The organism is Desulfopila sp. IMCC35008 (assembly GCF_010646885.2).
Lineage (GTDB): Bacteria > Desulfobacterota > Desulfobulbia > Desulfobulbales > Desulfocapsaceae > Desulfopila.
Genome location: NZ_CP050700.1, coordinates 3,803,304 through 3,819,204 on the forward strand (window position 1 = coordinate 3,803,304; position 15,901 = coordinate 3,819,204).

Genomic DNA, 15,901 nt, shown 5'->3' on the forward strand with positions numbered 1-15,901 from the left:
AGATTTTTAGGTGGAGTATTATGCGCGACTTTTTAAATTCGTTCACTGGTAGTTGATGTATCTTGGTGGTATTTTGATTTTGGTCTTGCCAACGTTCTCCATTCCCAGAACTTGCTTTGGCGTCATCATTGACGGTTTGTCTTCCAGGAAGAATAATTTGAAACCGCCAGCGACACTTGCTGCAGCACTTTTCGAATAAAGACCATTGTAGATATCCACTTTCAGTTGCGGAGAGCCATGACCATCAAGATTCATTATCAGATCAATGTTGTCATAGTTTTTAACTGTTTCCGGTTGGTTGACCATGCTTTTCCTGAACATGTGAACTATTAATATCTTTGTCGTATCAATATCGTTCTCTGTCATATACTTTGTCATGGCGGATTGTATCTGATTGATCTCATCTCCTGAAATATGTCCGATTACTTTTCCTGGAGGAACTTCCAGATTATTAACCTCAAACTCCGGGTCAATCGCAAGGTGCACGTTTTCATGTTTCAGATAGGGTAAAACAGGTTTGACTGCTTCCAATGGGGAAAGTTTACCCAATTGTAAATCAATTATAACTGCAAACCCACTCGCCTTACCCGCGTTTATGTATTGCATTACTTTTCCATCCGAAAGCGGAGTAATATAATCATTATCTTTTCCTGGATCATAGGTTGCTAGGCCGTAGATAATGTGAAATGCTGGTGTTATTTTTTGGTTACCTGTAATTTGTGCATATTCATTTGCTTTTGCTTTTATTTTCGGCATCAAGTCTTCAATCGAATATTGGCCAAGTACCCCTAGAGAAACAGCACCAGGCCGACCATAGAACCCAACCATGAGATCAGTGCTTGGGGGTATCGCTTGTTGTGCAATAGTAATTTGAGATATAAATATGCTCGCAATAACAAGTAATAAATGGATGTAAATATTCATCACCGTGTGCCTCCTAAGCATGGTTTAACAATATTATCTATTACTTGCATTCAACTATGGTAAGTTTATAAGTATAGATGAACTCTCGAAGTCCTCAATGCTGTTTCGGATGGATCGTCACCCATGGAGGTAGGCTTATATTCCAGTAAATAACTGCGGCTCGCATGATAAAACAAGAATTGTATTGCCATGCTGATGTACAAAAAAAGTATTCTGGCAGCGAATAAAAAAATCCACACAATTTACCAAATCAACGAGTGACAATGCAAGCAAACGTCAAGTTTTTTAACGCGGTGCGGCGGCCATATAATTCTTGCCATTGAACCATGGTTTTGTGGAGTACCAGCCCTCCTGAGTAGACACGACTATGTCCATTTCCTGCTTTGCTTCTTGAGCGTAATGGGGAAGCCTAAAAATCAATATTTCCCTTTTTGTACTGATCGTCCAGAAAACCTCCAACAAGACCCACGCCAGCACCAATGGCTGCACCTGAGCCAAAATTTCCTGACATCGACCCAATTAGTCCACCCGCTGCGGCACCTAATGCACTACCACTCAAGCTACGAGACGCGGTTGTGTCACCGCAGCCAGTCAAAACAAAAAGTGCCAATATGATAGAAAGGGTTAATGCTCTCATTTGAGTCTCCAATAATTTTTATTGTCATGAATTATAACAACCTGATAAAAGTGTTACTGTTTTTGGCATGGGTAGGTCTCTGACAATGCCCGTAGCAGCCCTTTCACGGGAAGTTCACTCATCAGGTCCTCATTTTCCTTATTTGCTTCAGCCCAGACGTTAAAGGCATTCTCACCATCCTTGAGGGTGGTGCCGCTGGGATAACAGATAAGTCGCGGGAGATCATCGATCTCACTGACACCATTATGGTATTGCACCGCTCCTGCGATAAACCCTCTGCAGGCATAGGTAGCGGTCGGGAAATCACTATGATCTGTAGGAGCAGAACATAGATTATAGAGATGCCTGGTAGTTAAAAAATCATAATCTTCTTTCTCAAGAGCTGTAGCAGGTGAGGTTGTCATGAAAAGGATTGCGGCTGCAAGGGCAATACTTACAAGTACGTTGTTCTCATTCATAGTGATAGTCTCCGCTTAGGGTTGGAAATACAGCAGATCAAGTGGTTTGCCGTAATGTCTGACGTCTTGACCCCTTTGTCATCATCCGACACTGACGACATTGAGGCATCACAGGATTACCGGTTAAATATGTGGGTATGGCTAAATTATCTATGGCATACTCCAATACCAGAGGCTCGTTTGTTTGTTGAACACCTGTGTTGATCCTCACCAATAAGTTTTCTGTATGCAATACAATACAATATTCAACAGTTAGGATGTCGAAAGGGACATAAAACCGAGTGCTGCCCGGCAATCCAGTTGTTCCCTGGAACGCCCGCTATAATACAAGCTCATCATTTTCAAATATAGAAACGTGCATTGTTCTTCTACGTTTGAAGAGTATTTGGTAATTCATCCTTAAAATATCCTTTAAAAAACAGACATTGTCTATTAGACCTAAGTCCAATGTGCACCATGTCGGATGAGTGCAGTGATTGTTGATGATCAGGAGGTGGTAAGAGAGGTCCGTATGATTGGCTTCCGTCCCCCTATGTACTGAGTTTAATAAGGCTTTTGTAGACAATCTTTGATCGCCTATTGACATGCAGACATTACTCAGATCCCGGAGTATTGGCTGCGAACATGTAGTCCTTGAGGCCTTGCGCACACTGGAGCTTGATGCCAAGCCCAACCTCGTTGGGCTTTAACGGTATCCAGGCCGCTCTTGCAATCGGCACCGTGAGTTTGACGAGGCCCAATCCTCGTAGTCAAGAATGATCCCGACTGCACGGTTAAAGTACAGAAAGTCCATGCCCCGAACACAGGTGAAACCTTATTATACTGTCACTCCAGCCAGCGTGATAAGAAGGAAATGGCTATTAATCAACTGTTTTCAACACGTTTTGAGGATGCTCTTGAGCACCTCAAGCAAGGTCTGGGCATCAAGAGGCGGCTGAAAAAGTACGAAAAGGTTGTCGAAAAAATCGGTCGTCTCAAGCAGCAGTTTTCCAAGGCGGCCAAGCTCTATACCGTGCAGGTTGAAAAAGATGACAAGACCGGCAATGCAAAAACAATAACATGGCAACGCAAACCCGCCCCAAAGACAACAGATACCTATCCGGGGTATACTGCCTGTAATTATTGCGAATATAAAATGCAAACCTTAAACTTGGGTGAGCATTTGGCTCCTTGTAATCCGGTCCCAGCATGGTACATCTCTGAGGAATCATAAGGATACACATCAACATATACTGATCTTCAGGCTTTTCACGGTCACTCCGTTGCTCCTTGTTCACCTTTACTTTTTGCGAGCATCTTTACGAGAGGATTTGCGCTTATTCCATGAAGAATAACACTTAACGAAACAGTGCATATCATGGTCATGGCTATTGTTTTACCTCCGGGAAGATGTTCATTCAAGACGATGACACCAAAAACGATACTGGCCAGCCCTCGCGGCCCGAACCATCCCATAAAAAGCTTTTCTGGTATACTGAGAGTTGTTCCATGTAAACAGAGGAATACCGGTAACATTCTCACAATTGTAAGGCTGAGAAAAGAATAGAGCATCACCTGCCAGGTGAAAGCCGGAAGGGACGGCCCTACTATTGCTGCACCAAAGATCGTCCAGGTTACCATGGACAGGGCATCACCGCTTGCCTCAGCAGATATCATCAATTTTTCCAAGTCTACTTTATATTTTTGAGCTACACGTCCAAAGAGCAACCCTCCGCAAAAGGCTGCTATAAATCCACTGCCCCCGGCTAATTGAGCAGTCGTAAAACAGAGGATTGCAAGAGTAACCACCGGTAACTGTCTCCAAATTTCGTTAACCCAGTTACACCTGACAGCAATTTTCAACAACAATACACCAATAGTGGTAACAATTACCCCGCAAATTAGACCAATGCCTATTTCTTCGATCATGAGGTGGACAAGAAGGCCATCCTCTGCTTCAGCACCCACCGCATGTGTTAAAAAAGCCAGGAGAACTGGAACACAAATTCCATCGTTCAGCCCGCTTTCAACATTCAGACTCTGACGAATAGGGGCAGGAACCGCTGGGTCAGAAACCACAGCCTTACCAAGGGCAGCATCCGTTGGTGCCAACATCGTTGCCAATACAGCAAGCCCCAGGAAAGAAACATCTCTCAATAAGATAACCCCAAAAATGAAACCAACGACGATAGTAAGGGGGAGACCTAACAGTAAAAGCCTTTCAGGTAAATTTAAATGTTTTCTGAGAACTCCAAAATCGGTGCCAGAGGCGTCGGAAAATAAAACAATAGCAAGGGTAACCTCAGCGATAACACGCAAACCCTCTGCATCAATTCCCAAATCAAACAAGCATAGTCCGGCAGAGCCAACTACCAGGCCAAATATTGTATATACCAGGGCACCGTTGATGGGTGTTTTTTCAAACCAGCCACTTGCAGAACTATAAAAGAAAGCAAGTAGAGCTAGTAAGGCAAGGTTCTGATAGATCATGGACAACTAACCTCAACATTTTTATTATTATAAAAATATCAGTGGTTTCTCATAATAAAACATGTAAATACAGACTCGGGGTTTTCTTTGGGTTATAATGAGTTTGGGCAAAAGACATAGCAAATAGCGTGTTTATGATTGTATTGGTTCAGCGGGAATTGATATATCTTGGTTGTATTTTGATTTTGGTCTTGCCAACGTTTTCCATTCCCAGAACTTGCTTTGGCGTCATCATTGACAGTTTGCCTTCTAGGAAAAATAGTTTGAAACCGCCAGTGACACTTACTGCAACACTTTCCGAATAAAGACCATTGTAGATATAGAACTCTGTCGAACGTTTTCCATAGTACCGGCAAATAGTATTGTGACGACTACTGCTTTTTTTTAGATCTTTCCTTGGGATCAACAAGTGCCCTTGCAGACTGTTCCTTATTGAGATTTACAATAACACCAAAGGATTCAACATCATGAGGATGTTCAGAAAAGGCAACTCAATATGTAGAAGTGTGCTCCTTCTGATGGGAGAGATCCGTCTAGCGAAAGGCAATTCTATATCTACTCGCTAACCTAACATCGTATTTGAGTGGGATTACTCTCCCTGATCGTTTTTCTTTGTTGCAAGGCCCTGCCTTATTTGTTTGACCACAGGGTATCACGACGCTCGATTTTACCAGGGCAAAGGTACAACGGGAGCAACCTGAAAACGAATTTGATAATCGGGTCCGAAGTCATCTGGAGACACGATATAGTACCAATATTGAAGAGAAAATTTCCAAGGTATACTTCCAAAAACAACGGTTTTGGCAACACCGACTCCCAACGGTAACGACAAAGCATTGTCGCTGTCCGCTTCATGATCGTAGGACCAGGTCGGCTGAGCCTGGATCTGCCAGGCGTCCGGTAAATTAATTGTGTAGAAATATTGCCCTCCCGTTATGCTTGTGTCAAAGTTGTCCTCGCCGGCCACATCCCACTGGTGGCTGAACAGGGCTCCTAAAAATCCCCAGGAGGTCTGTCGGCCGACAAAAAGTTCAGGTCCAAGCAGCCACTGGTCCAGACCTAGATCATCATCCGTGGCTGTGGGCAAGGTACCGACAACTCCCCCGATCAACTCCCAGCCGCTTGAAAAGCTTTTACCGACAGCAGCGTCAAAACTTATATCACCTAAGTCAACCCCTTTACTGTCGAACCCTTCTTCCCCTAAAACCGGCTGATCAAGGATAACAGGAATGAGCGGGCGAAGAAAGAAATTCGTGTCCTTGGCAAGCGGATATGGGAAACTTGGCTGAAAACTGAGCTTCCATGCATCCTGGTGATCTGCATCGGACAGGTCACCATCGTAAGAGATATAGTCGAAAGGAAATGCCAGGAAGCCAAGTGAGGTGTTCGGGTTGGCAAGTTCATTGGCAACATCTTCTGCATTGGGTTTCGTTGTAACATCACCATCCTGGGCAGATACGGCTGCAGGAAAGAACAGCAGAAGCACACTCATACATAACATACTGACTCTGATTTCCTGATAGTAGGAGGTCTCTTTATTCATCTATTTACCGTTAATATTTTTTATTATTCAGTGAATTCCAAATTCTTATCGCGTTACCTGGCTTAATTCAGTTTTCGTTTCAACAACCATTTCCACATGGTCGCAATGATTGACATTCTTATAAAACAAGCAACTCGAATAAACCCGCTTCCTCTTTACAAACTGAAGGTTGATGAAGAATGTGGGTGATCAGACATCGCCATATATCAGAATTGTGATAATGACGTTTTATTTTCTGTTAATCTACCCGGGCAGTAATCATCAAGAAATCCTAACCTTCATTGCGATCATCATTCTTAAATTCATATGTGTCACCCAACCTAGTGAAAAACTGCGGATTGTCAGGAATACGTCGCGGACGGCCGTTTTCATCGATCGCGACATAGCGGAAAATGCCTTCGGTGACAAAGTGTTTTTTGGCCACATATTCACCCGGCAGGTTTTTAGCCCAAACCTCAAGCCGCAAATCCATAGATGTATTGCCAACTCGCAGCAGCTTAGCGTATACTCTGACAATATCCCCCATGCTCACAGCCAACCTGAAGACCATTTTATCAACGGTCACGGTAACCATTCTGCCGCCGGCGATTTCCTTAGCCATAATGCCTCCGCCCAGATCCATTTGAGACATGATCCAGCCGCCAAAAATGTCGCCGTTGATATTGACGTCCTTCGGCATGGCCAGTGTCTGCAGAACCGGTGTGCCACTTGGCTTCCGTCCGCTTGTCTTTTCTTCCGTCACGTGATTCAATCCTCCTGGTAGCAAAGAGTAAAACTTTTCATCCCGTTTTTTTTTCAGCTGCACGCAGGGTTTCCTGGGCAATTCGAAGTTCCTCGTTTGTTGGAACCACAAGAACCTTTACCCGACTGCCGACCGTACTCACCTCCATGATACCTTCTGCACGCTGCCGGTTTTTCTGTCTGTCGATCTCGATACCTAGACCTTCCAGCCCCTGACAGGCGCGCTCGCGCACCAACGGTGCGTTCTCGCCAATGCCCGCAGTAAAGACCAAAGCATCGACGCGGCCCAGACTGGCAGTGTAGGCGCCGATATATTGTTTAATGCGGTAGCTGAATACCGCCATGGCCGTTTCCGCCTGCTGGTCACCTGCTTCCGCTTTCGCGATGACCTCTCGCATGTCGTTTACACCGCACAGTCCCTGAAGACCACTCCTCTTGTTGAGAAGATCGTCCAGATCCTCAGCTGACAGGTTCTCGTGTTTGGCCAAAAACAGAAGAACCGAGGGGTCAATGTCACCGCTGCGGGTGCCCATCACCAGCCCCGCCAGGGGCGTCAGTCCCATGGTTGTGTCGATGCAGCGACCTCCTGCGACGGCCGCCATGCTGGCACCATTTCCCAGGTGAAGCGTAATCAGGTTGAGTTCGGTCAGTGGCCGCTTTAGGTGCACTGCGACCTCCTCCGAAACAAAGGCATGGGAGGTTCCATGGAATCCGTAGCGCCGAATTTTGTATTTTTGGTGAAGCTCAAACGGAATGGCATACAGATGTGCCTCAACTGGCAGGGTCTGGTGAAAAGCCGTATCGAAAACCGCGACCTGCAGGGCATTGGGAAAGAGCTTGCGTGCTACCTGGATACCCATCAGGTTGGCAGGGTTGTGCAGAGGTGCCAATGGGATACAGGCCTCGATATCTGCGATTACCTGATCATCGATCAGGGTTGGCTGGTGAAAGGTGTCACCGCCGTGAACGACCCTGTGACCGACAGCCGAAATCTCAGATCTGCTGGAGACAGTCCCATTTTCAGGGTCCAGCAAAAGGTCGACAATCCGCTGCAACCCTTCAAGGTGATCTGCGAATCTGTTCTTTTCCACTTGCTTCTTCTCTTCTCCTACGGTCATGTGCTTGTGCGTCAGTATACTATCGGGCTCACCGATTCTTTCGGCCAGGCCAGACGCCAATACCTTTCGCTGGGTCACATCGAAGAGCTTGTATTTGATTGAGGAACTGCCGCAATTGACAACGAGTATTTTCATGAGGTCCCCATTGATCTAGTCAGTTTGCGCCATGATGGCGGTTACTGCTACGGTGTTGACGATGTCGGTGACCAGGCAGCCGCGGCTCAGATCGTTGACCGGTTTTTTCAGCCCCTGCAGGACCGGACCAATTGCCACCGCTCCCGACGAGCGCTGCACGGCCTTGTAAAGATTGTTGCCAGTGTCAAGATCCGGAAAGATGAAAACGGTGGCACGTCCGGCGACATCGCTGTTTGGCATCTTGGTCTTGGCCACCCCGGCATCCACAGCTGCGTCATACTGTATAGGGCCTTCGATTTTCAGGTCGGGCCGTGCCTTTCTGGCAATCTCTGTTGCCTCGCGAACCTTGTCCACGTTCTCGCCCTTACCCGAGGTCCCGCTGGAATAGGAGCACATTGCCACGAGGGGTTCTATACCGAAGTGCCGCGCAGTATCGGCTGAGCTTACTGCGATATCTGCCAGTTCCGCCGCATTCGGGTCGGGATTGACGGCACAGTCGCCATACACCAGCACCCGGTCAGCCAGGCACATCAGAAAGACGCTGGAGACAATGGAGCAGTCCGGCTTGGTTTTGATAATCTGCAGGCTGGGCCTGATGGTGTTGGCGGTGGAATGCACCGCCCCGGAAACCATGCCGTCGACATGCCCCTTATGAACCATCATGGTTCCGAAGCAGCTGGGGTCCAGCACCGCATCGCGGGCCATCTCGATCGTCACGCCCTTTTTCTTGCGCAGCTCGAAAAATGTCTGGGTAAAATCCTCGAGCCACTCTGAATTTATCGGATCGACTATGTGAGCGCCGCTGACATCCAAACCAAGTACAGCAGCTTTGCGGTTGATTTCGGCTTCGTCTCCTAGAAGTGTGAGGTCGCAGACTTGGCGCCGTATAAGAATTTCAGCAGCCCTCAGAATGCGGTCTTCAGCACCTTCCGCAAGCAAAATGTGCTTCGGCAGGGTTTTTGCCCGCTCGATCAGCCTGTATTGAAACATGATTGGCGTCATCGTTTCGGATTTGGATTCAACGATCTGGTCCGCAAATGTTTTTCCGTCGATGTAGCTTTCAAAGAGCCCAAGCGCCCTGGCGATTTTGCGCTCGTTATCGTGCGCAATGGTTGGGGGTACTTCATGAACCTTTATGGCCGCCACGTAAGTATCGTCGTTCACAAGCATTACCGGCAGTGACGGCCCAGGAAGCCCCTTAACCACTTTGACGATCTGAGGGGCCGCCTCTATGCCGCCGGTCAGTAAGATGCCGGCCAGGGACGGGCATCCCTGGGCAAAGGCCATCACCGTACTGCAGAGCTGAATATCGGCGCGATCGCCGGGGGTGATCACCAGCGTCCCATCAGAGATGTGGTCGAGGAAGTGCGGCAGCTGCATAGCCGCCACCTTGCAGTCGAGCACTTCCCGGTTCAACGCTTCAGGTCCACCACTCAACAGCCGCGCTCCCAGCGCTGTTATGATGTCTCCCACCGTCGGGTTTTCCAGGCTGGCATCGACCGGCAACAGATACACCTGGCTGGTATCGGTCTGGTTGATCGCGAGTGCATCACCAACAGCCTTCATTTGATCTGGCTCTATCCGGTTGATACAGGCTGCCGCAACGGTGCAGTGTCGCACATCCAATGCTTTACCGGCCACCCTCACGGCATCTGCGATATCGTCAGGATCCTTCCCATTGCCATTGATAACGATCATAACCGGGCATCCCAGATTGCTGGCCACCTGGGCATTGAAGTCGAATTCGAGTGCTGATGACACACCGGTATAGTCGGTCCCTTCGCAAAGCACGAAGTCGCATTGGCGCTCCAACTTTTTGTATTTACTGAGGATGGTATTGAGAAGTTCTTTGATTTGCCCTGTGGCAATCATCTCACGCGCCTCTGCATAGGTGCAGCCATACGTGTCGTCGTAGGACAGACCAGGATTGTAGCGGTTCAAGACCAGTTGAATGTCGTTATCGAGCGGTTTGACGGCTTTAATCACTGGCCGGAAGAAACCGATATTATGGATTCGGCGGGATAAGGTTTCCATCACGCCGAGCACGAGTGTACTCTTGCCGCTCTCAGGACCCGTCGCGGCAATGTAGAGGTTATTTGCCATGATTTTTTCCTTTCGAGTTAAATTCAATGTGAATTATCCACATAATACCGCTGTCAGGTTCTTTCGTTCCCGCCGCCAGATTTTCAACCAGGCCTCTCCGGTATTATTGCTCACCTTGGATATGCCATGAAGTGTAATTTACAGCGACAGCTTCAGCCCGCCATGATATTGAAGCCACCGTCAATATAGAGAACCTCTCCCGTAATCTTACGCATGCTGGAACAGGCCAGCATGGCCATACTGACTCCGATCTCGTCGGGCGTAACTAATGTGTGTTGCGGTGCCTTTTCCCTGGCCAGAGTCACAAGGTCGTCGAAATGGGCAATACCAGAAGCGGCCCGCGTCATAACAGGACCCGGCGAGATAGCGTTGACGCTGATGTTCTTCTTACCCAGCTCCGCAGCCAGATAGCGGACGATACCCTCAAGGCAGGACTTTGCAGGCCCCATAATGCCATAGTTAGGCACCACCTTGTCGCCGCCGAAGAAGGTGAGCGTAAAGATTGATCCACCATCAGTCATCAGGGGCGCCGCCTCACGCGCCAGAACAATCAGCGAATGGGCCGACACGGTCATGGTGGTCTGGAAGTCTTCCCGCGTTACGTCAACCACAGAGCCCTGCAGGGCGCCCTTGGGCGCGAAAGCCATGGCGTGCAGCATCGTGTCCAACCGTCCCCACTTCTTCTGGATAGCGGTGAAAACCGCCTCGGTCTGCACATCGTTGGTGATATCATGTGGAAGGTAAAGATCGGGGTCGACTTCAAGCGCATCAGCCAACTGCTGGGTGTAATCACGCGTTTTATCGTTAAGGTAGGTCATCGCAATTTCAGCACCGAAGGCCTTCAGGGCGCGCGCAGCGCCATAGGCAATAGAGTTCTGATTGGCAATTCCTGTAATCAGTGCTTTTTTGCCTTTCAGCGGCTGCGTATTGATGGCAAGCGGCTGAAGGACAGGATCGTTGGGGTCAATGCGTGTATCGCTCACGTGAATCTCCTTGTGTATCTGGGGACCACCACGACCCCCGATGGGTTATTTCATAAATGTGATGACGGCATTGCATACCTACAGGTTATATTTTCTCTGGACCGGATAAGCACCTGGAGGCAAGCGGCAGGTGCTGTGAATCCAGCTAACCTTCTCCACCATACGTTTCTTTGTGAGAGATGGTGCCAGGCCACCGCAATCCGATTTACGCAAAACACGGCGCGTTTCAGACACACATCTCTCGCCTTCAGGTCAGCTTCATCTCAGGGACATCGCCCTCCACGATCAGCTTCGCCGCTGTGGCCGCAATGACGTCGTCGACGGTCACACCTGGCGCTGTTTCTCGCAGGACGAGGCCTGCTTCAGTAGGCTCTATCACCGCCATCTCGGTAACGATCAGCGACACTCGCCTCGTCGCCGTGAGCGGCAGGTTGCATTCGGGAACGATCTTGGATGTTTTACCCTTGACGGTGTGGATCATGGCGATGATGACTCGATTGGAGCCTGCGACCAGATCCATTGCGCCGCCCATACCCGGCACCATCTTGCCCGGCACCTTCCAATTGGCAAGAAAACCGCGCTCATCTATCTGCAGCCCGCCAAGCACCGTCATGTCGAGATGCCCGCCACGGATCAGTCCGAAGGACATCGCAGAATCGATGGAGGCAGCCCCGGGAACCGCGGTGACGAAGCCGGCACCCGCATCAGTCAGGTCTTCTTCCTCCATTCCCTCTGGAGGCCGCGCACCGAGGCCAATCATACCGTTCTCGGCCTGAAAGAACACGTCCACGCCTTCAGGCAGATAATTGGCCACCATTGACGGCAGGCCGATACCGAGGTTAACCAGAGTACCCGACTTCACCTCGAGCGCCACGCGGCGCGCAATCAATTCCTTTGGATTCATTATTTCTGTGGGGTTCATCGTACCTCCCTCTCAAGCAGGTGATCAACGAGCACTGCCGGCGTCTTCACAGCGTCGGGCGGAATCGCCCCGACCGGCAGGATTTCTTTCGCTTCGGCAATCACGACGTCTGCCGCCAGTGCCATGATCGGATTAAAATTATGTGCAGTGAGCTGGTATTCGAGATTGCCTATGTAATCGGCTGACTTTGCAGCAATCAGTGCATAGTCAGCTCGAATCGGCTTCTCAACAAGGTAACGATTGCCATCGACCTCAATGGTCTGCTTACCCTCCTCGACCTCGGTGCCAATGCCCGTTGCTGTCAGGACACCGCCCAGGCCCACTCCGGCCGCACGGATGCGCTCCACCAAAGTGCCCTGCGGCACCAGTTCGATCTCCATCTCGCCTGAGATCATTTTCTGCTGCGCGACCGGGTTAAGACCGATATGCGAAGCGATCACCTTCTTGACGAGACCCGCCGCGACCAGCTTGCCGACTCCGTAATCCGGTTTACCGCAGTCGTTTGCAACGACCGTAAAACCGCCGACACCACGCTCAACCAGCGCAGCAATAAGACGGTGGGGCGAGCCCACACCCATAAACCCGCCGATATGCAGGACAGAGCCCTCGCCGATCATGGCGGCGGCATCTGCAACTTTCGTGACTGTTTTCATTTTCATATAAAGGTCTCCTTTGCGGCGTCACCCAAGGCCACTTTGCCGCAATTATTGACACAATGACTGGAAACGGTATCACCGATACCATCACCCGTAATTACCACCACAGAGTCATATCTTTTTAGCATATTGTTATCTTTATACTCGTTATCGCATTCTCTAATTGATGGTAAGATCTCCACCCCCTGCAAGAAATACCGCACCAAGGTGGACCACATAGGGCGCTTAACGTTCGACAATCATCGCCATCCCCATACCGCCACCAATACACATGGTCACTAGTCCGGTGGAATAGTTTTTGCGCTGCATCTGGTGCATCAATGTCACCATCTGACGGGATCCGGTACACCCTATAGGGTGTCCCAGCGAGATACCGCTGCCCAGCTGATTAGGCTTATCGACGTCAATACCTAACTCACGGCAACAGGAGATCGCCTGAGCGGCAAACGCTTCGTTCAACTCGATAGCATCGATATCGCCAATGCTCATGCCTGCCTGTTTCAGAACTTTGCGTATGGCAGGAACCGGCCCCGTGCCCATATAGGCGGGATCGACCCCGCCGGATGCGAAAGCCTTGATCTTGAGTATCGGATTAAGACCCATTTCTTTTGCCTTTTCAGCACTCATGACCAGGACTGCTGCGGCACCGTCGTTGACGCTTGAAGCATTTCCTGCCGTAACAGTACCATCCTTCTTGAAAACTGACCGAAGCCTGGACATCTTCTCCATATCGGTTTCCCTGGGACCCTCATCTGTATCAATCGTTTCTTCGCCTTTCCGCGTTTTTGTAACCACTGGCACGATCTCTTGGGCGAAAAGTCCCTCCATGATAGCTTTCCTGGCACGCGTTTGACTTGAAACACTTAGCTCGTCCTGCTCCTGTCGGGTGATACCATATTTTTCGGCTATATTTTCGGCTGTCAGCCCCATATGATAGCCATAGAAAATTTCATACAAGCCGTCCAGCACCATCAGGTCGTTAATCTCACCCACGCCGCTCACTGCCATTCGGTAACCCCACCGCGCCTGAGGTAAAGACATTGGCGCCAGGGTCATGTTCTCCTGACCGCCCGCTACAATGACATCGGCCTGGCCAGCCATGATAGACACTGCAGCGAGGGCAATGGATTTCAGCCCCGACCCGCAGACCTTGTTGATGGTAAAAGCAGGCGTTTCCTTGGGTACCCCGGCACGAATCATCGCCTGACGTCCGGGATTTTGCCCCAGCCCGGAGGTGAGTACGTTGCCCATGATCACCTCATCGATAGATACTGCCGGAAGAGTGGAATCCCAACTGGTGAATTCTTTTTCGAGATCAGTCAACCCTTGATCTTTCAGCTTGTCCGGAGTGCATGTCATCACCTGTGCACTGGCTTCTGGTCTAACACCAGCCCTATTAAACACCTCTTTAATGACAGCTGCGCCCAGATCCACTGCTGTGGTATTCTTGAACCCTCCTCCGAATTTTCCTACAGCGGTCCTTACTCCAGCGACGATAACAGCTTGTTTCATTATAAAATCCTCCTGTTTGCTAAATCTAATGTCTGTACCGCAAGGAATACTTCATTCTGATCTCCCTCAACTCAGCAGCTGAACATATGAATTCTTGTCAAAAACAGCTGCAATTGGCAGACAGACTGTGACTTGTTACGAATTCCGATCTGAACGTTCTTCCGGCAGACCTTCCCAAACTGTCCGGCAGTACTGACCAAAAGATGTAATCCGACAACCGTTTAGCGATACGACTATATTTTTTTTTAAATTGGCCACTATTTATCTTTGGAAAAGACTCTTCAGGGGCCCCAATGGTCTCCGTCATTCATTTGTGAGGCTATAGTTTTGAAGTGACTCTGAGTTTCATTGAAATCATCAAACTCTTGCTTTTCTTACATCGATGCAAGAGTTACCTTGAGTTTCAGATCATCATGGTCCGCTTCTGTGTTATTAACAAGAGTCGTAATATCCTCTTTAGTCACTACGCTTTGCCTCATCGTCGAATCCCAATCTGGTACTGGTTACTTGAGTTTCACCTTCAAACCCTGGCCGGCAAGAGAAAGCCTGACGCCTTTTTGTGTCGTTTTCAACTTCATCACCACATCGTTGCCATTTTTTAAAGCCAGGACTGATCCTCCGCCTATTAATGACGCCCCGGCTTCGCCAGCGACAAAGACCCCTTCCAGATCCTTCGCTTCTACCAGATTGTATACTTCGCCAGTGGCTTCAACACTGGAGACTCCAACGTCAATTAAAGTTAATCCCCGAACGGAAAACTCATGCTCCGAACCGTCATACATGGATAATGTCCCTTCACCCCATGAAACACCAATGCCCACGGCTACGGCTTTGGTTTTCATCTTTACTGTACCCGAAACTTGCGGTGCCGGTGTAACAGAGATCGCATAGGAAGTGGCATAGAGTGCTTCAACTTCCTCTCCTACCTCAAGTTTACTGAGATTTATTTCATCACTGACTTTAAGGGCAACTACATGCTCTACTCCTTCAAGGACCACGACACCATTTTTTAGATCGATACCCGCAATCTCAGCCGCTACAAAATAACGACCGGTAACCTCTACTCCGGGCTTTTGGCCCAGTTTGGCAGTTTTCACTGTCAGTGTTGAGGCTTTTGCCTCAAGACCACTACCTTTTGGTTCCAAAGCAAAAGCGAAACCCGAGTAGTACTCCATGATCACGAGATCCCCGCGTTTGAGCTGGTCAAAATTCTTAACCTCGGGTCCTGCTGTATACGCATAATATTCCCCAGCTTCATTTTTAAGAGTTATTACCCTGGTATCCCTGTTAATATCGGTAATCACATCAACGGCAACAGCAGCGTCGACAGCTTCTCCCTCAACCTGTTCTGTGGCCATGGTAAAACCAGCGAGCGATAATGTAAGCGTTACGATTACTAATGCGGACCAAAAAGATTTCACCATACTTTTTCCCATCATTTTAGTTTCTCCTTGATTTTGTTGAGTAGTTAATAGATTGTTATTTTTTATATTAATAGCTACTTGCCTGAGTGAATAATTGTATCAGGCCTCTCAATCCCTATCGGTTAAGACGCCTCCTGTCGCCAAACAAGGATCCGTCAATAACTCCGGCTACAACACCTTTTCCTTCGCCTCTAAAAAAAGCCTTCCGATGATGAACACTCTCCAACACCAAACAACATATCCCCGCCAACCGATATCCATGATCTTGGTATTCAC

At 48.8% G+C, this 15,901-nt stretch carries 15 protein-coding genes; 1 reads left to right on the forward strand and 14 read right to left on the reverse strand.

Translation table 11 applies throughout. From position 1 onward, the window contains the following. Positions 1 to 42: 42 nt before the first annotated feature. From GA520_RS16675 to GA520_RS16685, 3 genes are all read right to left on the reverse strand, one after another. Positions 43 to 924, reverse strand: coding sequence for a hypothetical protein (locus tag GA520_RS16675; RefSeq protein ID WP_163338514.1), 882 nt, complete (start codon positions 922 to 924; stop codon positions 43 to 45). A 409-nt stretch (positions 925 to 1,333) separates the two neighbouring features. Continuing rightward, a complete protein-coding gene (locus GA520_RS16680) occupies positions 1,334 to 1,561 on the reverse strand; it encodes a glycine zipper family protein (RefSeq protein WP_163338513.1) in 228 nt (75 codons plus the stop codon). Positions 1,562 to 1,614: 53 nt separating this feature from the next. Then, positions 1,615 to 2,019: a Rap1a/Tai family immunity protein gene (locus GA520_RS16685; RefSeq protein ID WP_163338512.1), complete on the reverse strand. Its 405-nt coding sequence runs from the start codon at positions 2,017 to 2,019 to the stop codon at positions 1,615 to 1,617. A gap of 853 nt (positions 2,020 to 2,872) precedes the next feature. Here GA520_RS16685 and GA520_RS16690 point away from each other — a divergent pair. Further along, positions 2,873 to 3,232: a hypothetical protein gene (locus tag GA520_RS16690; protein ID WP_163338511.1), complete on the forward strand. Its 360-nt coding sequence runs from the start codon at positions 2,873 to 2,875 to the stop codon at positions 3,230 to 3,232. Between the two features lie 41 nt (positions 3,233 to 3,273). Here the strand turns inward: GA520_RS16690 and GA520_RS16695 are convergent, their stop codons facing one another. The 11 genes from GA520_RS16695 to GA520_RS16745 all read right to left on the reverse strand — a co-directional run bounded on the left by GA520_RS16695 (position 3,274) and on the right by GA520_RS16745 (position 15,640). Next, positions 3,274 to 4,488 (reverse strand): sodium:proton antiporter, encoded by a 1,215-nt coding sequence (locus tag GA520_RS16695; protein ID WP_167528818.1) that lies wholly within the window; start codon positions 4,486 to 4,488, stop codon positions 3,274 to 3,276. A 667-nt stretch (positions 4,489 to 5,155) separates the two neighbouring features. Then, on the reverse strand, positions 5,156 to 6,031 hold the full coding sequence (locus tag GA520_RS16700) for a hypothetical protein (protein ID WP_163338509.1): 876 nt from the start codon (positions 6,029 to 6,031) through the stop codon (positions 5,156 to 5,158). A 271-nt stretch (positions 6,032 to 6,302) separates the two neighbouring features. Continuing rightward, the gene (locus GA520_RS16705; RefSeq protein WP_163338710.1) at positions 6,303 to 6,710 is read right to left on the reverse strand and encodes an acyl-CoA thioesterase; all 408 of its coding nucleotides are present in this window, start codon (positions 6,708 to 6,710) and stop codon (positions 6,303 to 6,305) included. Between the two features lie 100 nt (positions 6,711 to 6,810). Further along, the gene (locus GA520_RS16710; RefSeq protein ID WP_163338508.1) at positions 6,811 to 8,025 is read right to left on the reverse strand and encodes an acetate kinase; all 1,215 of its coding nucleotides are present in this window, start codon (positions 8,023 to 8,025) and stop codon (positions 6,811 to 6,813) included. 15 nt (positions 8,026 to 8,040) lie between these two features. After that, positions 8,041 to 10,128, reverse strand: a complete 2,088-nt coding sequence (pta, locus tag GA520_RS16715) for a phosphate acetyltransferase (protein ID WP_163338507.1) — start codon at positions 10,126 to 10,128, stop codon at positions 8,041 to 8,043. 152 nt (positions 10,129 to 10,280) lie between these two features. Further along, on the reverse strand, positions 10,281 to 11,111 hold the full coding sequence (gene fabI, locus GA520_RS16720; RefSeq protein WP_205749291.1) for an enoyl-ACP reductase FabI: 831 nt from the start codon (positions 11,109 to 11,111) through the stop codon (positions 10,281 to 10,283). Positions 11,112 to 11,358: 247 nt separating this feature from the next. Further along, the gene (locus tag GA520_RS16725; RefSeq protein ID WP_163338708.1) at positions 11,359 to 12,015 is read right to left on the reverse strand and encodes a 3-oxoacid CoA-transferase subunit B; all 657 of its coding nucleotides are present in this window, start codon (positions 12,013 to 12,015) and stop codon (positions 11,359 to 11,361) included. 14 nt (positions 12,016 to 12,029) lie between these two features. Then, positions 12,030 to 12,686 carry a 3-oxoacid CoA-transferase subunit A gene (locus GA520_RS16730; RefSeq protein ID WP_163338707.1) on the reverse strand — a complete coding sequence of 219 codons (657 nt, stop codon included), beginning with the start codon at positions 12,684 to 12,686 and terminating at the stop codon, positions 12,030 to 12,032. 2 nt (positions 12,687 to 12,688) lie between these two features. Beyond that, positions 12,689 to 12,817 carry a hypothetical protein gene (locus GA520_RS16735; protein ID WP_255494359.1) on the reverse strand — a complete coding sequence of 43 codons (129 nt, stop codon included), beginning with the start codon at positions 12,815 to 12,817 and terminating at the stop codon, positions 12,689 to 12,691. A gap of 97 nt (positions 12,818 to 12,914) precedes the next feature. Next, entirely contained in the window at positions 12,915 to 14,201 is a 1,287-nt protein-coding gene (locus GA520_RS16740; protein ID WP_163338506.1) for a thiolase family protein, read from the reverse strand. Positions 14,202 to 14,704: 503 nt separating this feature from the next. Further along, on the reverse strand, positions 14,705 to 15,640 hold the full coding sequence (locus tag GA520_RS16745; RefSeq protein ID WP_163338505.1) for an EipA family protein: 936 nt from the start codon (positions 15,638 to 15,640) through the stop codon (positions 14,705 to 14,707). Positions 15,641 to 15,901 lie beyond the last annotated feature (261 nt).

Excerpts from the sequence above, each read along its gene's own strand:
- GA520_RS16675 (WP_163338514.1), bottom strand. The coding sequence starts at position 924 with ATGAATATTTACATCCATTTATTACTTGTTATTGCGAGCATATTTATA.
- GA520_RS16680 (WP_163338513.1), bottom strand. The coding sequence starts at position 1,561 with ATGAGAGCATTAACCCTTTCTATCATATTGGCACTTTTTGTTTTGACT.
- GA520_RS16685 (WP_163338512.1), bottom strand. The coding sequence starts at position 2,019 with ATGAATGAGAACAACGTACTTGTAAGTATTGCCCTTGCAGCCGCAATC.
- GA520_RS16690 (WP_163338511.1), top strand. The coding sequence starts at position 2,873 with ATGGCTATTAATCAACTGTTTTCAACACGTTTTGAGGATGCTCTTGAG.
- GA520_RS16695 (WP_167528818.1), bottom strand. The coding sequence starts at position 4,488 with ATGATCTATCAGAACCTTGCCTTACTAGCTCTACTTGCTTTCTTTTAT.
- GA520_RS16700 (WP_163338509.1), bottom strand. The coding sequence starts at position 6,031 with ATGAATAAAGAGACCTCCTACTATCAGGAAATCAGAGTCAGTATGTTA.
- GA520_RS16705 (WP_163338710.1), bottom strand. The coding sequence starts at position 6,710 with ATGCCGAAGGACGTCAATATCAACGGCGACATTTTTGGCGGCTGGATC.
- GA520_RS16710 (WP_163338508.1), bottom strand. The coding sequence starts at position 8,025 with ATGAAAATACTCGTTGTCAATTGCGGCAGTTCCTCAATCAAATACAAG.
- pta (WP_163338507.1), bottom strand. The coding sequence starts at position 10,128 with ATGGCAAATAACCTCTACATTGCCGCGACGGGTCCTGAGAGCGGCAAG.
- GA520_RS16725 (WP_163338708.1), bottom strand. The coding sequence starts at position 12,015 with ATGAATCCAAAGGAATTGATTGCGCGCCGCGTGGCGCTCGAGGTGAAG.
- GA520_RS16730 (WP_163338707.1), bottom strand. The coding sequence starts at position 12,686 with ATGAAAACAGTCACGAAAGTTGCAGATGCCGCCGCCATGATCGGCGAG.
- GA520_RS16735 (WP_255494359.1), bottom strand. The coding sequence starts at position 12,817 with ATGCTAAAAAGATATGACTCTGTGGTGGTAATTACGGGTGATGGTATC.
- GA520_RS16740 (WP_163338506.1), bottom strand. The coding sequence starts at position 14,201 with ATGAAACAAGCTGTTATCGTCGCTGGAGTAAGGACCGCTGTAGGAAAA.
- GA520_RS16745 (WP_163338505.1), bottom strand. The coding sequence starts at position 15,640 with ATGATGGGAAAAAGTATGGTGAAATCTTTTTGGTCCGCATTAGTAATC.